The following is a 16010-nucleotide window of genomic DNA, read 5'->3' on the forward strand; positions in this document are numbered from 1 at the left end:
GTTTAAAGCGGTTCCAGTTGATGCGCAAAACAGGCCCCTTACCATGTCCGAAAAACAGCCAACCCTTGCCGAAATCAAGGAACGACGCGAAATTGCAACGCGGCGTATCAAGGAAGATACCGGCATTGATACGGACATGATCAAGAACATCGTGCATGGCTTTTACGCCAAGGTGCGCGATGATGACCTGCTGGGCCCGGTGTTTGATGAAAAGGTGGATAACTGGGACCATCATCTTGATCGCATGGTGATGTTCTGGTCCTCGGTCGCGCTGGCGACTGGCAACTATGACGGGCGCCCAATGCAAAAGCACTTGCCGCTCAAGATCACCCGTCATCACTTTGACCGCTGGTTGCAACTCTTTGCCCAAACCCTTTCGGAATATTGCGAAGAACCCGCCGCCCGACATTTCATGGAACGGGCCCTTCGCATCGCTTCAAGCTTTGAAGTCGGCATTGCCGCCCATAATGGCGTGATCCTGTCCAAGGGCGAACGCTATGACCCGGTATCAAGTTGGGAACCAAACTGATCCTGAAACGTTAGGCAATCAGATACACATAACCACGCACCCCGCAAAACCGCGGGTTTGCTTTTTGTCGGCTAAGTTGACAAATTTAAATGATTGCGATTTCATGTGGTTATGAAGATTGCTGGAAGAGTAGAAAAAAATAGCTCTGTTCGTGACGTCAAATGGACGCGCCGCAACGCGGCATCCGGCATTCTGACAATTGGATACATCTGGCCTGGAACACCCGTCCCAAAGCGGTCGGGTGTGGTTCAGTGTGTTACCGCACCTGAACTGCCCGGTTCACCGATGGTCTTTAAGTCCGATTGCAAAGTAGATTTACGAAGCGACCTGAGACGACGAAACGGAGAGCCTGGACATGTGGTCGGTGATCACTCTTATTGTCATTTTACTGGTGGGCGCCATCGCCTACACCATCTATGGCCAACGCCATCACCTCGCCCCCAGCAAGGGCAAAAAGATCAATCTCGCAGAGCGCCCCAATAGCGCCCTTCTGATCGTTGACGTCCAGGAAGATTTCACCAGTTCGGACGGCAAGCATGCCTATCCGGCCGACATGGTCGATAAACTCATCACCGCAATCAACAAACTGGTTGAAGCCGCCAATGCCAATGGAACGCCGGTGATCTCGATCCGCCAGACATTCCGCGGTTGGTACATCAACTTTCTCGTAAAGCTCCTGAATGAAGGTCGTGGCAGCCCCAAATCGAAGGGCCTTGATCTTGATGAACGGATCAACGGCGATATCGACCATGATATCGTCAAGGCGCGCGCGGATGGCTTTAGCGAACCTGAACTTGACCGCGTTCTGGATCGTCAGAAAGTCGGCAAACTGATTATCGTGGGTCTGGACGGCGATTTTTGCGTCAAGGCAACCATGCAGGCCGCCCTTAACCGCGGGTATGACGTCTCGTTCAGCGACGCGACCACTTTGGCTTTGAACCCTAAAAAATGGGAACGCACCAAGGCACTTCTGACCGCACGCGGCGCATCCGATAATACGAACCAAGACACACAGGTCGTTAAGACCGATACAACGGATGCAGACCCATCTGGCGCCCGCACCCCTGACAGTACGCCCGATACGGGCAACCAGAATACCACGGTGCCCGACACCGGTGATCAGGACACCAGTGCCCAGAACAAAAAAGACAAAGACGAAGGACGCAAAATGGCTTAGCGCCATACAAAGCGCTAAGCACATCACGTCACGTCAGATCAAATCTTGTCGCGGATCGAATACCACAACATCGCGGCCACCAGCATCGGGAAGCGCAACATCTTCCCGCCCGGGAACACCGGGGTTTTGATGTTGGCCATCACGTCAAACCGTTCCATGGTGCCGGAAACGGCATCGGCCATGATCTGTCCGGCAAGGGTTGCCATCGCAACCCCGTGCCCGGAATAGCCCGAAGCGGTAAAGATATTATCTTCGATCTTCTCAAAAAACGGCATGCGGTTCATCGTGATCGCCAGCGTCCCGCCCCAGCCATAATCAATCTTGACGTCTTTCAGCTGCGGATAGACTTCGAGCATATGCGGCGACACGAACGCCTTGATGTCACGCGGGAAATTATAGCCATAGGTTTCCCCGCCACCAAAAAGCATGCGTTTATCCGCACTCAGCCGGTAGTAATTGATCACGAATTTTGAGTCCGCGACCGCGACATCATCACGGATCAGTTCGCGCGCCAGATCATCGCCAAGTGGCTCGGTGGCAATGACGAAATTGTTGATCGGCATAACACGCTTTGCCACCCGATCATCCAATGCATCAAGATAACCGTTGCAGCCAAGGATAAGCTTGTTAGCGCTAACAACGCCGCCATCCTTGGTTTTCACCGTGACCTTGCCCGCCTGATTTTCATACGACGTGACAACCGCACCTTCGAAAATGCGTGCGCCTGACGCGCGTGCGGCGTCGGCCAGACCAAGGGCGAAGTTCAGCGGATGCAAATGCCCCGCCCCCGTATCAAGCGATCCGCCATGATAAAATTCGGTGCCAAGCATCGCGCGCATTTCATCGCGGTCAACAAAACGGATATCCTCATAGCCGTATTCGGTCTGAAGCTTTTCGGCATAGGTGCGGGAATGTTCGACAAAGCGTGCACGGTGATCGGCATGCAAAATGCCCGGCTTCCAGTCGCACTGGATATTATGCTTGGCGATCAGGGCCTTGACGACATCCTTTGACTCTTCGGCGATATCCCAAAGCTTATGCGCATCATCGCGCCCGACCATTTGTTCAAGTTCATCCTGTTCACGCCGCTGGCCGGATCCGACCTGCCCGCCATTACGCCCCGACGCGCCCCAGCCGACCCGGTGCGCTTCAAGCAGGATGACGTCATAGCCACGCTCTGCCAGATGCAATGCCGATGACAGCCCGGTAAAGCCGCCACCAATGATAACAATGTCGCAGGTCTGATCCCCTTCAAGCTTGGCGAAGGGTGCGGTCGCATTCGCCGTCGCGGCGTAATAGGAATCAGGATATTGGCCTGCCCGGTCATTGGCGGTCAGCAAGTTCGGGGTGAACATGAGGAACCCTCATATTTGTAAATGGATGTGGGCTTATCCTGCCCAATCCGGCCGACCTATCAAGGAAAAACTGCCCTTTTTCCGGCCTTAAACCTGCTTTTCGCCGATTATGCCAAAACCGGCCAACTCAAAGCAGAACGATTGCGTAAAGCAGCCAACAAAGCGTGATACCTGCGGCACTGATTTTTGCTGTTGGCACGCAACAGGCCCTTGAGAATCAGCGTTTTAAGGTTTCTGATTAACTGCTTCGACCATGCGAAGGGCGGTTTTGGTGGCGGCACAGCCACCGCGCGCTGTGCAGCGCAAATCAGGATGCATCATATTGCCGATCTTCACCGTCTGATCGACCAGTTCATCATATGCCAGCACTGCATCAAACCCGGCGAGAACCGCCATCGCCGATGAAAAGGCATGCGACACACCGGCGACATTGCGGGCATGACACGGGATTTCAACATCCCCGCCCACCGGATCACAAACAAGGCCCAGCGTATTCATCAAACACATGCTGGCGGCATCAAAGCATTGTTTTGGCGTGCCACCATAGGCCTGTGTCACCCCGGCGGCGGCCATCGCCGCCGATGCGCCGGTTTCCACCGAACAGCCGCCGCATTCGGCGGCAAAGGGTCCACGCGCAGCAAAAAGGCGGCAAAGGTTCCACGCGCAGCAAAAACCGCCCCGATCAATGCCATGGTTTGCAGGGCATCGGTCGCTCCATCAAGTTCAATACCATGGCGGATCAGACCATAAAGCGTGCCCGGCACCACGCCGGCACTGCCCGCCGTTGGCGCGGCACAAACAAGACCCCGGTTGCTGTCGCGTTCCATCGCCGACAGCGCACCGGCCATGGCATCCTGCAAGACCGGGCCACCAAGGCCTGCTGGCAGGTTGGCATCACGGACAGTACGGGCCCGAAGTGTCAGGAACCGCATAACATTGTCTTCGGGTTTGGCATCAAAGCCTTCTGCCACGACACGCAGCATTAGTTCGCACCGTTCGCGAAACAGCGCGCGGGTGGCTTCGCGGGACAGTCCAAGGCGTTTTGCTTCCAGAACCAGGGCGGCATCGGCGATGGAGCCCCCTTCCTGATCGTCGGCAACCGCAATGACGGCGGCACTTTCGGAAAACAGATCATCGGTGGCGCACACCGGATATTGCGATGCATCGGCAAAGCGCACATCGGCAATACCATCGCGGTTTCGAATGGCCGTCAGGACATCGGCATTCGGCAAGGCCTGAAGCGCGATTTCAACCCGTTCGTGATCGGGTTCAACCGACACACCCAGCAGGCTGCTTTCCCCTGCCGCCAGTTCGTTTGCCAACGCGTCGGCCTGTGCCAACGCCTCGGCGCCCCAGACAAAGACGGTTGCCGTTTTGCCGGTCATGAACAGGCGTTCGCCATTGCGACCGTCGATGTAATACATGCCCCCGCCGACGGAGGCGCCGGTATAGAGGTCTGAACGTTGCTCGCCCTCCGGGGTCGTGACACTCAGTTCAAGATCAACACGGTTGGGGTGGTTATTGTTTTCAAGCTCGGTGACTTCGATCGCGAAATGGAAACCTTCGCCCTGCTCTACCCGGCCAAGAATTTCACGATAATCCGGATCGGTCAGCTTGGCCCCGGCAAGCCCGGCGGCAAAGTTTTCGTCCGAGCTTTGCGCCTTGTAACATGGCGCAAAGGACCCACGCGGGTCAAAGCGGATCACGGCACGTCCAAGCGTTTCACCGTTGGCACAGGAAAGTTCGCGCACCAGCTTGGCCATCATATAGGGTGCCGCACAATGGGAACTGGATGGCCCGCGCATAACGGGACCGATAACGGAATTAAGCAGGCTGATTTCTTGCATGGCGGCACTTTTTGTTGGGTGCTGTATGTCGCGGGATTTGCATACAATATGCCATGATCATCCTCCGATGCCGAACCGATTGCAATCACCGGAAATAAAAATCCCCGATCCATCAAAAAGATGAACCAGGGATAATCATCAGACTATTTAAAGCCCGTAAATTTAGCGCTGCTTGGTTTCCCATTCCGGATGCACGAAATACGGTGCATTCGATGGTGCCAGCGGCGTGCGACCGCGGATGATATCAGCGGCCTTTTCACCGATCATGATCGTCGGGGCATTGAGGTTGCCCGATGCGATGGTCGGCATGATCGAGCTGTCGACCACACGCAGGCCTTCGACGCCATGCACGCGGGTTTTCTCATCCACCACGGACATCTCATCACTGCCCATCTTGCACGAACAGGACGGGTGATAAGCACTTTCGGCGTGATCGGCGACAAATGCATCGATCTCTTCATCGGTGTGGATATCCTTGCCCGGCGCAATTTCCGCCCCGCGCAGATCAGCAAATGCTTCCTGGGCGAAGATTTCGCGGGTCAGACGCACCGATGCGCGCATTTCTTCCCAGTCTTCCGGGTGGCTCATATAGTTCGGATCAATGATCGGGCGATCCTTGGGGTTGGCGGATGCCAGACGGACCGTCCCGCGCGATTTGGAACGCATCGGACCGACATGGGCCTGGAAGCCATCGCCTTCGGCCGCCTTGGAACCGTTATAGTTAATCGCGGCTGGCAGGAAGTGATACTGAATGTCAGGATGCTGCACACCCGCCTTGGAGCGGATAAAGCCGCCCGCCTCGAAATGGTTGCTGGCACCAAGACCGGTTTTGAACAGATACCATTCCGCCCCGATCTTAAGCTTGTTCCACCAATCGAGTTTGCTGTTCAGGCTGATGGGTTTGGTGCATTCCATCTGAACATAGAGTTCAAGATGGTCCTGAAGGTTTTCACCGACACCGGGCAGATCATGAACAACATCAATGCCATGTTCGCGCAAATGCGCTGCCGGACCAACGCCCGACAGCATCAAAAGCTTTGGCGAGTTGATCGAACCAGCCGAAATAATGACTTCGCGATCAACAAGGGCGCGCTTGTTTTCGCCGTCATGGAAAAAGTCGAGGCCAATGGCACGTTTTCCTTCGAAAACAACACGTTGCGCGAAGGCCTTGTGATAAACTGTCAGGTTCGGGCGCTTCATCGCCGGATGCAGATAGGCGCGCGCGGTTGACCAGCGACGGCCCTTATAGACCGTCATATCCATGGTCCCGAGACCTTCCTGGCGATAGCCGTTCTGATCCGGGGTGAATTCATAACCGGCCTGCTGACCGGCCTTGATCCAGGCCTTATGCAGGTCGTTCTGACAGGCACCGGTCGTCACATGCAGCGGACCATCACCGCCGTGATATTCATCGCCTTCGGTGTCTTCGTTGCGCGTATCGGCCTTGCGGAAATATGGCAGGCAGCGCGCATAATCCCATTCCTTGAGGCTTGCGTCTTCTTCGGCCCAGCGATTGTAATCAAGGGCGTGACCGCGCACATAAGCCATGCCGTTGACCGAACTTGAACCGCCATAAACACGGCCACGCGGCGTCTCCATGCGGCGGTTGTTCAGGTTGGGCTGCGGCGTTGTCCAATAGGCCCAGTTATAGGTTTCCGACTGCATCGGATAGGAAAGTGCTGTCGGCATATGGATGCGCCAGTCCCACCAGTGATCCTTTGGTCCGGCTTCGATCACCAGAACCTTAACCTCGGCATCTTCGGTCAGTCGGTTGGCAAGCACAGCCCCTGCCGAACCTGAACCGACAATCACATAATCATATTTTTCAGTGGTCGTTGGGGTCGTCATTTCTGATCCCTTGTTTGGTCGTGCTGTGTGGGCAGCCGGTGAGTGGTTGGCGACGTTGGTTGGTCAAAGCCCCTTAGTAAGGGGCCTCAACATCGCCGGTTTCGACATAAACGGATTTGATGCGGGTATAATATTCAATCGCCGCACGGCCGTTTTCGCGGCCAACGCCCGATTTCTTGACGCCGCCAAACGGCATTTCGATTGGCGTGATGTTATAGGTGTTGATCCAGCATGTGCCGGCCTCAAGCCTTGCGACCACGCGATGACCACGCGAAAGATCCTTGGTAAACACGCCTGCGGCCAGACCGTATTCGGTGTCATTGGCGCGCTTGATCACTTCGTCTTCGTCGCTAAAGGTCAGGACAGACATTACCGGGCCAAAGATTTCCTCGCGCACGATGGTCATGTCATCGGTGCAATCGGCAAACACGGTCGGCGCGACAAAAAGTCCACCTTCCGGCATGCCTTCAGTGACGGCATGGCCGCCAAGAACGCATTTCGCCCCCTCTGCCTTGCCCTTTTCGATATAGGACATGACCTGTTCGTATTGTGCCTTGGTGACAATCGGGCCGACCTGGGTGTCGGGCTTTTCCGGATCGCCAAGAACAAGATCCTTGGAGCGTGCGATCAGCTTTTCGATGAAGGCATCGGCAACGCTTTCATGGACAAACACACGCGTCCCGTTCGAGCAAATCTGACCTGATGAATAGAAGTTCGCCATCTGCGCGCCGGAGACAGCGTTGTCCAGATCGGCATCTTCGAACACGATCATCGGCGACTTGCCACCCAGTTCCATGGTGACAGCCTTCATGCCACCTGCGGCAACAGAGGCCACCTTGGCACCGGTCGCGGCCGACCCGGTCAGGGAAATCTTGTCCACGCCCGGATGCTCCACCAGCGCGGCACCGCTTTCGCGCGCGCCCTGCACAACGTTGTAAACGCCATCAGGAAGACCGGCTTCTTGAAGGGCCTCGGCAACCGCAATGGCCGAAAGCGGCGTGGTTTCGGACGGCTTGTAAACAACCGCGTTGCCGCATGCCAATGCCGGGGCGGCCTTCCAGCAGGCGATCTGGATCGGATAGTTCCAGGCACCGATGGCACCGCAAACGCCCACCGGTTCGCGGCGGGTATAGGCAAAGTTGCCGGCAAGGTCGATATGTTCGCCCGCAAGGCTACCAGCCACACCGGCAAAATATTCAAGACATTCAACACCCGAAATCACATCGACAATTTCAGTTTCCTGAATGGCGCGCCCGGTATCGCGGGTTTCAACCAGTGCCAGTTCATCATTGCGATCCCGCAGGATCTGGGCAGCCTTGAAAAGGACACGCGCCCGTTCGGCAGCCGGCGTGTTTTTCCAAATTTCGAACCCGGCGCGTGCGGCCTTGACCGCGGCATCCACATCAGAAGCGGTGCTTTCGTGGCCCTTGGCCAGAACCGTGTTGGTCGCAGGGTTAAGGGTAACCATCTCTGCGCCCGAACCTTGGGTCTTCTTGCCATTGATAAAATTCTGGATTTGATAAAGGCTCATCTTAAAACTCCTGCGGGCCACCGGGACAACCGGCAGCCGTGGTCTTTGTGTTTGTTTCGATTACTTCTTTGCGTGCTTTTTGGGGCACTTTGCCGGACTGGGCGAATTCGCCAGATACAGGCGCAAGGTACCCAGCACCATCTTGCGCGCCCCGGCAATATCGGCCTGACCGCGGGACAGACCGGTTCGCACCCAGATGCCGTCAACCATGGCGGCAATCGCAGACGAGATTTCATCTGCGCATTCTTCGGTGGTCAATTGACGCAGCTCATGCCGCAGATTGGATGCAAGGCGCTGAAAATAGATATTGTTCAGACGCCGCAACTGATCGGAAAACGGTACCTGCGCCCAGAAGGACAGCCAGGCCACCGTCACCTGCGGGGTGAACTGTTCTTCGTTGAAGTTGGTATTGATGATCGCTTCGAGACGGTCCATCGGCGTTTTGGCCGTTGCCAGTCGCACCATGTAGTCATTGCGCAAATCCTTCATCAGGGAGCGCATGGTTTCCTGCAACAGGGCGTTCTTGCCGCCAAAATAGTGCGAAATAATCCCGGACGACATCCCGGCAGCCTTAGAGATCCGCGCAATCGTGGTGTCGGCGAATCCGTGCTGATGAATGGTTTCAATCGTTGCGTCGATCAACTGCCTGCGGCGTACAGGCTGCATACCAACTTTGGGCATTAATTCATCCAATCCTCTGCGTTGCGAAGGGTTTAACGCCGGTGCAACAGCATAAGACGCAGTTTTTAATCCTTCGCAATTGACGTCTCGTGAATATGCTGTAATTTAATTGAACAATCAATCAATAAAAACACGCCGACATATGCGGCGCGTTTCTCAGGGCTTTTGGCCTTTGCTGCGCGGCTATGCGGCTGTTTTTGTGATTATTCCGGCCCATCACACCCATTCAGGGGAATGTGGTTGATGGCTCTGGGCGAGTGTTGGCGACATGTTTGTTGCGTTGATGTTCGTCTGGCCTCCGGAACCGAGCGTCTTCTGATGACCGGCCAAATCCGGTCATCAGCAACATCAGGTTTATACAAGGGAGAACCAGAAGCATGACCAATCTTTCCACGTTCGGCCGCCTTCTTGGCAGCACCATTATTGCGACCACCCTGCTGGGTGCCACTGCTGCCAAAGCAGCCGATAGCGATGCCTGCAAAACCGTGACTTTCTCTGATGTGGGCTGGACCGACATCACCGCAACCACGGCGACCGCATCCGTGATCCTTGAATCACTTGGCTATACCGCGGAAACCGAACTGCTGTCGGTACCGGTCACCTACACGAGCCTTGCCAACGGCGACGTTGACGTCTTCCTCGGCAACTGGATGCCGACCATGGCAGCCGATATTCAGCCTTACCTTGATAAAGGCACCGTTGTGTCGACTGGTGCAAACCTTGAAGGTGCGAAATACACCCTTGCTGTGAGCCAGAACGCCTTTGATGCGGGCCTTAAGGACTTTGCAGATATTGCCAAGTTCAAGGATCAGCTTGATGGCGAGATTTATGGCATCGAGCCGGGCAATGACGGTAACCGTCTTATCCAGGACATGATCGACAGCAACCAGTTCGGTCTGGGCGAGTTCGAACTTGTTGAGTCCTCCGAACAGGGCATGCTGGCAGAAGTGAGCCGCAAATCCTCGCGCGACCAGTTCATCGTCTTCCTCGGTTGGGAACCGCATCCGATGAACGCGAAATACGACATGGCCTATCTTGATGGTGGCGATGACGTCTTTGGTCCGAACTTTGGCGGTGCGACTGTTCACACCAACCTGCGTGCCGGTTACACCGACGAATGCCCGAATGCGGGTAAATTCGTGACCAACCTGAAATTCAGCCTCGCCATGGAAAACGAAATCATGGACGCGATCCTGAACGAAGGTACCGACCCGGCAGAAGCCGCAACCGCATGGCTTAAAGCCAACCCGGATGCCGCGATGGCATGGCTTGACGGTGTAACCACCTTTGACGGTGGCGATGCCAAAGCAGCCCTGAAATCCGGTCTTGGTCTTTAAGCACCGCGATTGATTTTACCGATGCGCCCGCCACTGGTTTTCATTTGTGGCTTCCGGCCGATGCGGGCGCATCGGATGTATTTTTCTTAATTCTCATTGAACGGATTTTTTCGCATGGAATGGCTCACGGAAACGAAGATTCCGCTGGGACAGTGGATATCGTCCCTGATGGATGCGCTGAACGAACATGCCGATTTCGTTTTCTATACCGTTTCGGATGTTCTCGAATTCATTATTGAAAACACCATCGATTTTCTGGTGTGGCTGCCGGCCCTTTTGATCATTGCGGTCTTTGGGGCGCTTGCCGCTGTCTTGCATAAATCATGGAAACTGACGGCATTTACGGTTCTGTCCCTGTTGCTGGTGGTCAATCTTGGCTATTGGGAAGAAACCATGGAAACGCTGGCACTGGTGATCTATGCGACGCTGTTTTGCATGTTGATCGGTGTGCCGCTTGGCGTGGCATCCGCCCACCGCCCGTGGCTGCATCAGGCGATGCGCCCGGTCCTTGATCTGATGCAGACGATCCCGACATTCGTGTATCTGATCCCGACCCTGATCCTGTTTGGTCTTGGCGTCGTTCCTGGTCTTATTTCGACCGTGATCTTTGCCATTGCCGCCCCGATCCGCCTGACCCATCTTGGTATTTCCAACACGCCGAAATCCCTTCTTGAAGCCGGGGAAAGCTTTGGCTGTACGCCGCGCCAGTTGCTGTTCAAGGTTGAATTGCCATCAGCCATGCCATCGATCATGGCCGGCCTGACCCAGTGCATCATGCTGTCGCTTTCGATGGTGGTGATTGCCGCCCTCGTCGGGGCAGATGGCCTTGGCAAGCCGGTTGTGCGTGCGCTCAATACGGTGAATATCGCGCAAGGCTTTGAAGCCGGTCTGGCAATTGTGATTCTGGCCATTGTGCTGGACCGCATCTGCCGTCGTGACCACAAAGAAAAGTCGGGGCAATGATCATGAGCAATGCTGTTGAATTCGAAAATATCGACGTGATCTTTGGTAATCGTCAGGCAGAGTCCTTGAAACTGCTGGACGAAGGTAAAACCCGCGAAGAGATTGCGGCTGCCACCAACAATGTCCTTGGTGTCGCCGATGTGACCTTCAATGTGCCTCAGGGTGAGATATGCGTCCTGATGGGGCTCTCCGGTTCAGGCAAATCATCGCTTCTGCGCTGCGTGAATGGGCTTAACGCTGTATCACGTGGTTCGCTTCGGGTCCGTGATGGCGATTGGATGGAAGACGTCACCAAATGTGACGGCGCCACCCTTCGCAAGTTGCGTCGCGAATGTGTTGCCATGGTCTTCCAACAATTCGCCCTGTTCCCGTGGCGAACGGTTGAAGACAATGTCGGCTTTGGCCTTGAACTGGGCGGTATGGGTCCGGCCGAACGCCGCGAGATCGTGCGTGAAAAACTGGCCCTTGTCGGACTGGATAAATGGGCAAACAAATATGCCCATGAACTGTCTGGCGGCATGCAGCAACGTGTTGGCCTGGCGCGTGCCTTTGCCACCGATGCGCCGATCCTTCTGATGGATGAACCGTTCTCGGCCCTTGATCCGCTGATCCGTAACCGCCTGCAGGACGAGTTGCTGGACCTTCAGGAGAAGCTGAACAAAACCATCCTGTTTGTCAGCCACGACCTTGACGAAGCCATGAAGCTTGGCAATTCGATTGCCATCATGGAAGGCGGTTATGTTGTGCAACACGGCACGCCAGAAGACATCGCGCTCCGCCCGGCCAACGAATATGTTGCCGACTTTGTGGCGCATATGAACCCGGTCAATATCCTGCGCGGACGGGCGATCATGCATCGCCTTGATAGCGATCAGAAATCCGGAAATACCGAGTTCCTGCTCGAAGACGCCAATATCCGCGTCACTTTGCAGGATGGCGTTGTCCGCTCGGCCAACAATGGCGAACGCGGCGAGCTTAAGCTGATCAATTATGATGGCACCCTGCCCGATGAACTGGACGCGACCGACAACTCGATTGTCTTTGTCGCGCAGGAGGATGTGCTGCTGAAGGATCTGATCGAGATGCGATCCATCACCCAGAACCCGGTCATCCTGACCCGCGATGGCAAGGTGACCGGCACGCTGGGCCGCAAGGAGTTCTTTGACAGCTTGACGCAGACGGCATCTGTGGTAGATTGATTTCTAGCGTTTACGCGCGGAGATATATGGGCGGTTGATTGGTTTCGACCGCCCATTTTTCATTTACCAAGGAGATAGTTATGCGGTCTGGAGTGCAGCTAGAACTTGATTTCCCTAAGGGTGACGCGGCGTTCACGTACATAAAGCCCCAAGTCGTGCCTATCGTAAGCTTGAGTTGCGACCCCGGATACAGCGTAATAAAGGTGACATTTGTACGCATGAACACTCAAACAGGCAGATGTCAAAATTGCCCGATCATCGTTCGATTACCTAGTTGCAGTAAAATGACCTCAAAGATGACGAACAAACTCGCGATACAAGAAGCAAGAAAGCAGCTTCAAGAATTCGCAAAAAATGCATCTAACGACTATTAACCTCCAGTGACCGGCGGGAACAATGCAATCTCGGTCGCCTTGGTGACGTCGGTTTCAGGCGTGGCATATTCCTGATCGACTGCAACCCGAATGATCGCGGGATCAGCCAGGGCATTGGCAAAGTTTTCGCCGCGAGCGGGCAGCCATGCCAGCAGGTCGGCAACCGTTTTGACGGTATCGGGAAGGTCAATAGCCTCTTCCGCCATGCCGATGCGATCCTTGACCCATGAAAAATAGATCAGCTTCATGTTTAATCCTGACAACAAACTTCAATTTGCCCGCATGCTTGCGCAAGACCCTGCCCGGTGGCAAGTCCCAATGGCGTGATCCGACGAATTTACGCCCTATGGATAGACAAAATAGCCGTCCGGCGCCGCATCCAGCCGCGCAGTCAGGTTTTCGATAAAGAACCGTTCCGCCCGGCTAAGCGACATGCGCGGGTTGGTCACCAGATAAATATCAATCGCTGGCGGGTCAATATAGGGCGGCAAGCGCCAAAGCTGCCCGCGGTCGGTCGCACTTTGCACAACGTGGATCGGCAACGGCCCGATACCAAGCCCGGCATTGATCAGGCGACGGACTTCTTCAAGGTGCGGGCTGACGGCGACGACCTTGCCCTTCATGCCTTCCTGCGCGCGCAGGACCGCGACCGGGGCCAGTGCATCGCTTAGTTGGTCGGTTGCAAAGGACACAAATGCCTCGCGGCGCAAATCGGCCAGGGTCAGGTCCTTTTGGCCGAACAAATGATGGGTCGGCCCGCAGAAAAAGCCGAAATGTTCGCGATACAAACGGCGATATTCCAGTCTGGGATGGCGTTCCTTGACCAGACAGATGCCAAAGCTGGCCTGCTGTGACAGCACCTGATCGACGACATTGACCGAGGTCGCAACATCGATTTCATAGGTGACTTCCGGGTGGGCGCGATTGAATTCAAACAGGGCATCATCAAGCGGCGGAAACACCACATGACTGGCCAGCCACATATGCAAATGCCCGGTCAGTTGATTGCCACTGTCAGACATCACATCCGACAATCGGCCGATGGCACCGCAAATTTCGCGGCACTCGTGATAAAGCGCCAGTCCCTGTTCGGTGACTTCAAACCGGCCGCGTTCGCGGTCAATCAGGCGTGCGCCAATCTGATCTTCAAGCCGTTTGAGCGCATTACTGACACTGGGTTGGCGCAGCAATAACCGGTTGGCCGCCCCGGTGATCGAGCGTTCCTCGACAATAACGGTAAAGGTGTGCAGCAGATTCCAGTCGAACTGCCGACGCATTAACTCGTTCATTCTGCTGACCTTTCCGACATTTACAGCACCACACATAGATACTGGCTATGAGATCTATTCTACTTATCTATTTGCGCTATGTGCAAGTCTGGGTTGGAATGCCTCCAACAAATTTCTTCACGGCCAAATAACCGGGTGCGGCACTGACCGCAGATAATAACGGGAGGCACAAATGGCCGCAGATGTCGCCGGAGCCCGCAGGACTCCGTGGGTACTGCTATCACCATCACTGGCAACCATCAGCCTGCTGCTGATTGTGCCAATGCTGTTCATTGTCGTTTATTCATTCTGGTTGCGGACCGCGACCGGTGCGGATCAGGTCGGCTTTTATCTCGATAACTGGATTGAAGTTCTGGGTGATCGGTTTTATCGCGACATCCTGTTCCAGACCCTTTTGATTGCCTTTTACACCACGGTTATTTGCGCGTTTGTCGGGTATATCCCGGCCTATTTCGTTGCCAATACGCGGATGAAATCCAAGGCTTTCCTGTTGCTGCTGCTGATGCTGCCATTCTGGATCAGCTACATCATCAGAACGATGTCGTGGATCAATATTCTGGGCACATCCGGGGCGCTTAATACCCTTTTGATATCAATCGGCATCATCGATGACCCGATCCAGATGTTGTATAACCAGCAAACTGTCGTTCTGGGCCTTGTGCATTATCTGCTGCCCTTCATGATTTTGAATGTCTATGTCAGCCTTGATGGCATCGACAAGAACCTGACCGAAGCCGCCCAAAGCCTTGGCTGCACCGGCTTTCAGGCCTTCCGCGAAGTGACATTGCCGCTGTCCATGCCCGGTTTGGCGGCGGGATCGTTGCTGTGCTTCGTTCTGGCAGCGGGCACCTATATCACCCCGATCGTTCTTGGCGGGCCGCGTGATGCGATGTTTGCCAACCTCGTGTTCGAAGCCATTGTGACACAGCTCAACTGGCCGCTTGGCTCAGCACTTTCGCTCGTGCTGCTAGCCCTTCTGGGCGCACTGGTCGTCATTTACACCCGCTATCTCGGCATCGATCAGATCGCCAAGAGCTTCAAGTAAGGGAGAGATATGATGATGTCCGGTTGGTCAGTAATCCGAATTGCCACGATCCTTGTCTATCTGTTCCTGTTTGCGCCGGTGGCGGTTGTCATCCTGTTGGCGTTCAATGCCAACCAGTTTGGCAGCTTCCCGATCGAAGGCTTTTCATTCCGCTGGTTTGAAGCGCTTTGGAACAATGATGCGATTGTGCGGGCGTTCAAGACGTCGCTTCTGCTTGGTGTGCTGACAGCCGCCATTTCGACAACGCTTGGCACCCTCGCAGCCCTTGCCATGGTCAGATACGATTTCCCGGGAAAACGGACTATTTCAACCCTTCTGGTTGCCCCAATCCTGATCCCGGAAGTCGTTCTGGCTGTGGCGCTCCTGCTATTCCTGCAGTTCCTGTCGATGCCAAAAAGCTTCGGGCTTCTGTTGATGGGCCATGTGGTCTTTACGCTCCCCTTTGTGGTGCTGGTGGTTCAGGCGCGTCTGGTTTCCATCCGCCGCGACGTCGAAGAAGCCGCCATGAGCCTTGGCGCAACACCGGTGCAGACCTTCTTTGAAGTGACCCTGCCCTTGATGCTGCCTGCCGTCATGGCCGGGATGCTGTTTGCCTTTACCATTTCGTTTGATGACATCACCGGAACCCTGTTCTGGAAGCCGGGCGGCGTTGAAACCGTCCCGACGCAGATCTTTGCCATGCTGCGCAACTCGATCAGCCCGGAAATCAATGCGCTTGGTGCTGTGATGGTGATCTTCACCATTGCCCTGCCGCTTGTGGCGGCATCGATTGCACGGGTCATGGCCATGCGTAAGGTGGGCGCATCAAAGTAACTTTTTGCACAATGCGGACAAC

At 55.2% G+C, this 16010-nt stretch carries 15 protein-coding genes; 7 read left to right on the plus strand and 8 right to left on the minus strand.

What is annotated here, in order from left to right; all coding sequences use genetic code 11:
- Positions 1-43: 43 nt before the first annotated feature.
- Together TH4_RS16720 and TH4_RS16725 are read left to right on the plus strand one after the other, a co-directional pair.
- Positions 44-529 carry a group III truncated hemoglobin gene (locus TH4_RS16720; protein WP_063086936.1) on the plus strand — a complete coding sequence of 162 codons (486 nt, stop codon included), beginning with the start codon at positions 44-46 and terminating at the stop codon, positions 527-529.
- 355 nt (positions 530-884) lie between these two features.
- Complete coding sequence (locus TH4_RS16725; protein WP_064782017.1) at positions 885-1706, plus strand: cysteine hydrolase family protein; 822 nt, start codon at positions 885-887, stop codon at positions 1704-1706.
- Between the two features lie 38 nt (positions 1707-1744).
- Here TH4_RS16725 and TH4_RS16730 read toward each other — a convergent pair whose 3' ends face one another.
- From TH4_RS16730 to betI, 6 genes are all read right to left on the minus strand, one after another.
- Complete coding sequence (locus TH4_RS16730) at positions 1745-3061, minus strand: NAD(P)/FAD-dependent oxidoreductase (RefSeq protein ID WP_064782018.1); 1317 nt, start codon at positions 3059-3061, stop codon at positions 1745-1747.
- Between the two features lie 225 nt (positions 3062-3286).
- Positions 3287-3658 carry an L-serine ammonia-lyase, iron-sulfur-dependent, subunit alpha gene (locus tag TH4_RS20895; RefSeq protein ID WP_245227972.1) on the minus strand — a complete coding sequence of 124 codons (372 nt, stop codon included), beginning with the start codon at positions 3656-3658 and terminating at the stop codon, positions 3287-3289.
- Positions 3616-4908, minus strand: coding sequence for an L-serine ammonia-lyase, iron-sulfur-dependent, subunit alpha (locus TH4_RS16735; protein WP_245227975.1), 1293 nt, complete (start codon positions 4906-4908; stop codon positions 3616-3618). Before TH4_RS16735 ends, TH4_RS20895 begins: the two co-directional genes overlap by 43 nt.
- Before the next feature lie 162 nt (positions 4909-5070).
- On the minus strand, positions 5071-6756 hold the full coding sequence (betA, locus tag TH4_RS16740) for a choline dehydrogenase (RefSeq protein WP_064782019.1): 1686 nt from the start codon (positions 6754-6756) through the stop codon (positions 5071-5073).
- 73 nt (positions 6757-6829) lie between these two features.
- Complete coding sequence (gene betB / locus TH4_RS16745) at positions 6830-8287, minus strand: betaine-aldehyde dehydrogenase (protein WP_064782020.1); 1458 nt, start codon at positions 8285-8287, stop codon at positions 6830-6832.
- Between the two features lie 60 nt (positions 8288-8347).
- Positions 8348-8968, minus strand: a complete 621-nt coding sequence (gene betI, locus TH4_RS20900; protein WP_008891857.1) for a choline-binding transcriptional repressor BetI — start codon at positions 8966-8968, stop codon at positions 8348-8350.
- A 377-nt stretch (positions 8969-9345) separates the two neighbouring features.
- Between betI and TH4_RS16755 the strand changes: the two genes are divergently transcribed.
- The 3 genes from TH4_RS16755 (at position 9346) to choV (ending at position 12467) form a co-directional block, all read left to right on the plus strand.
- Positions 9346-10305: a choline ABC transporter substrate-binding protein gene (locus TH4_RS16755; RefSeq protein ID WP_064782021.1), complete on the plus strand. Its 960-nt coding sequence runs from the start codon at positions 9346-9348 to the stop codon at positions 10303-10305.
- 114 nt (positions 10306-10419) lie between these two features.
- On the plus strand, positions 10420-11268 hold the full coding sequence (gene choW / locus TH4_RS16760; protein ID WP_008891859.1) for a choline ABC transporter permease subunit: 849 nt from the start codon (positions 10420-10422) through the stop codon (positions 11266-11268).
- A gap of 2 nt (positions 11269-11270) precedes the next feature.
- Positions 11271-12467 carry a choline ABC transporter ATP-binding protein gene (choV, locus tag TH4_RS16765; protein WP_064782084.1) on the plus strand — a complete coding sequence of 399 codons (1197 nt, stop codon included), beginning with the start codon at positions 11271-11273 and terminating at the stop codon, positions 12465-12467.
- A gap of 370 nt (positions 12468-12837) precedes the next feature.
- Here choV and moaD read toward each other — a convergent pair whose 3' ends face one another.
- Positions 12838-13089, minus strand: coding sequence for a molybdopterin converting factor subunit 1 (moaD, locus tag TH4_RS16775; protein ID WP_064782023.1), 252 nt, complete (start codon positions 13087-13089; stop codon positions 12838-12840).
- 96 nt (positions 13090-13185) lie between these two features.
- Positions 13186-14130 carry a LysR family transcriptional regulator gene (locus TH4_RS16780; RefSeq protein ID WP_129542731.1) on the minus strand — a complete coding sequence of 315 codons (945 nt, stop codon included), beginning with the start codon at positions 14128-14130 and terminating at the stop codon, positions 13186-13188.
- Positions 14131-14302: 172 nt separating this feature from the next.
- On the opposite strand from TH4_RS16780, the gene TH4_RS16785 reads away from it, so the two are divergent.
- Both TH4_RS16785 and TH4_RS16790 read left to right on the plus strand, forming a co-directional pair.
- Positions 14303-15175 (plus strand): ABC transporter permease, encoded by an 873-nt coding sequence (locus TH4_RS16785; protein WP_008891863.1) that lies wholly within the window; start codon positions 14303-14305, stop codon positions 15173-15175.
- A gap of 15 nt (positions 15176-15190) precedes the next feature.
- Positions 15191-15988, plus strand: a complete 798-nt coding sequence (locus tag TH4_RS16790) for an ABC transporter permease (protein WP_040824589.1) — start codon at positions 15191-15193, stop codon at positions 15986-15988.
- The last annotated feature ends 22 nt before the right edge of the window (positions 15989-16010 follow it).

The sequence above is a fragment of the Thalassospira tepidiphila MCCC 1A03514 genome (assembly GCF_001662875.1).
GTDB lineage: Bacteria > Pseudomonadota > Alphaproteobacteria > Rhodospirillales > Thalassospiraceae > Thalassospira > Thalassospira tepidiphila.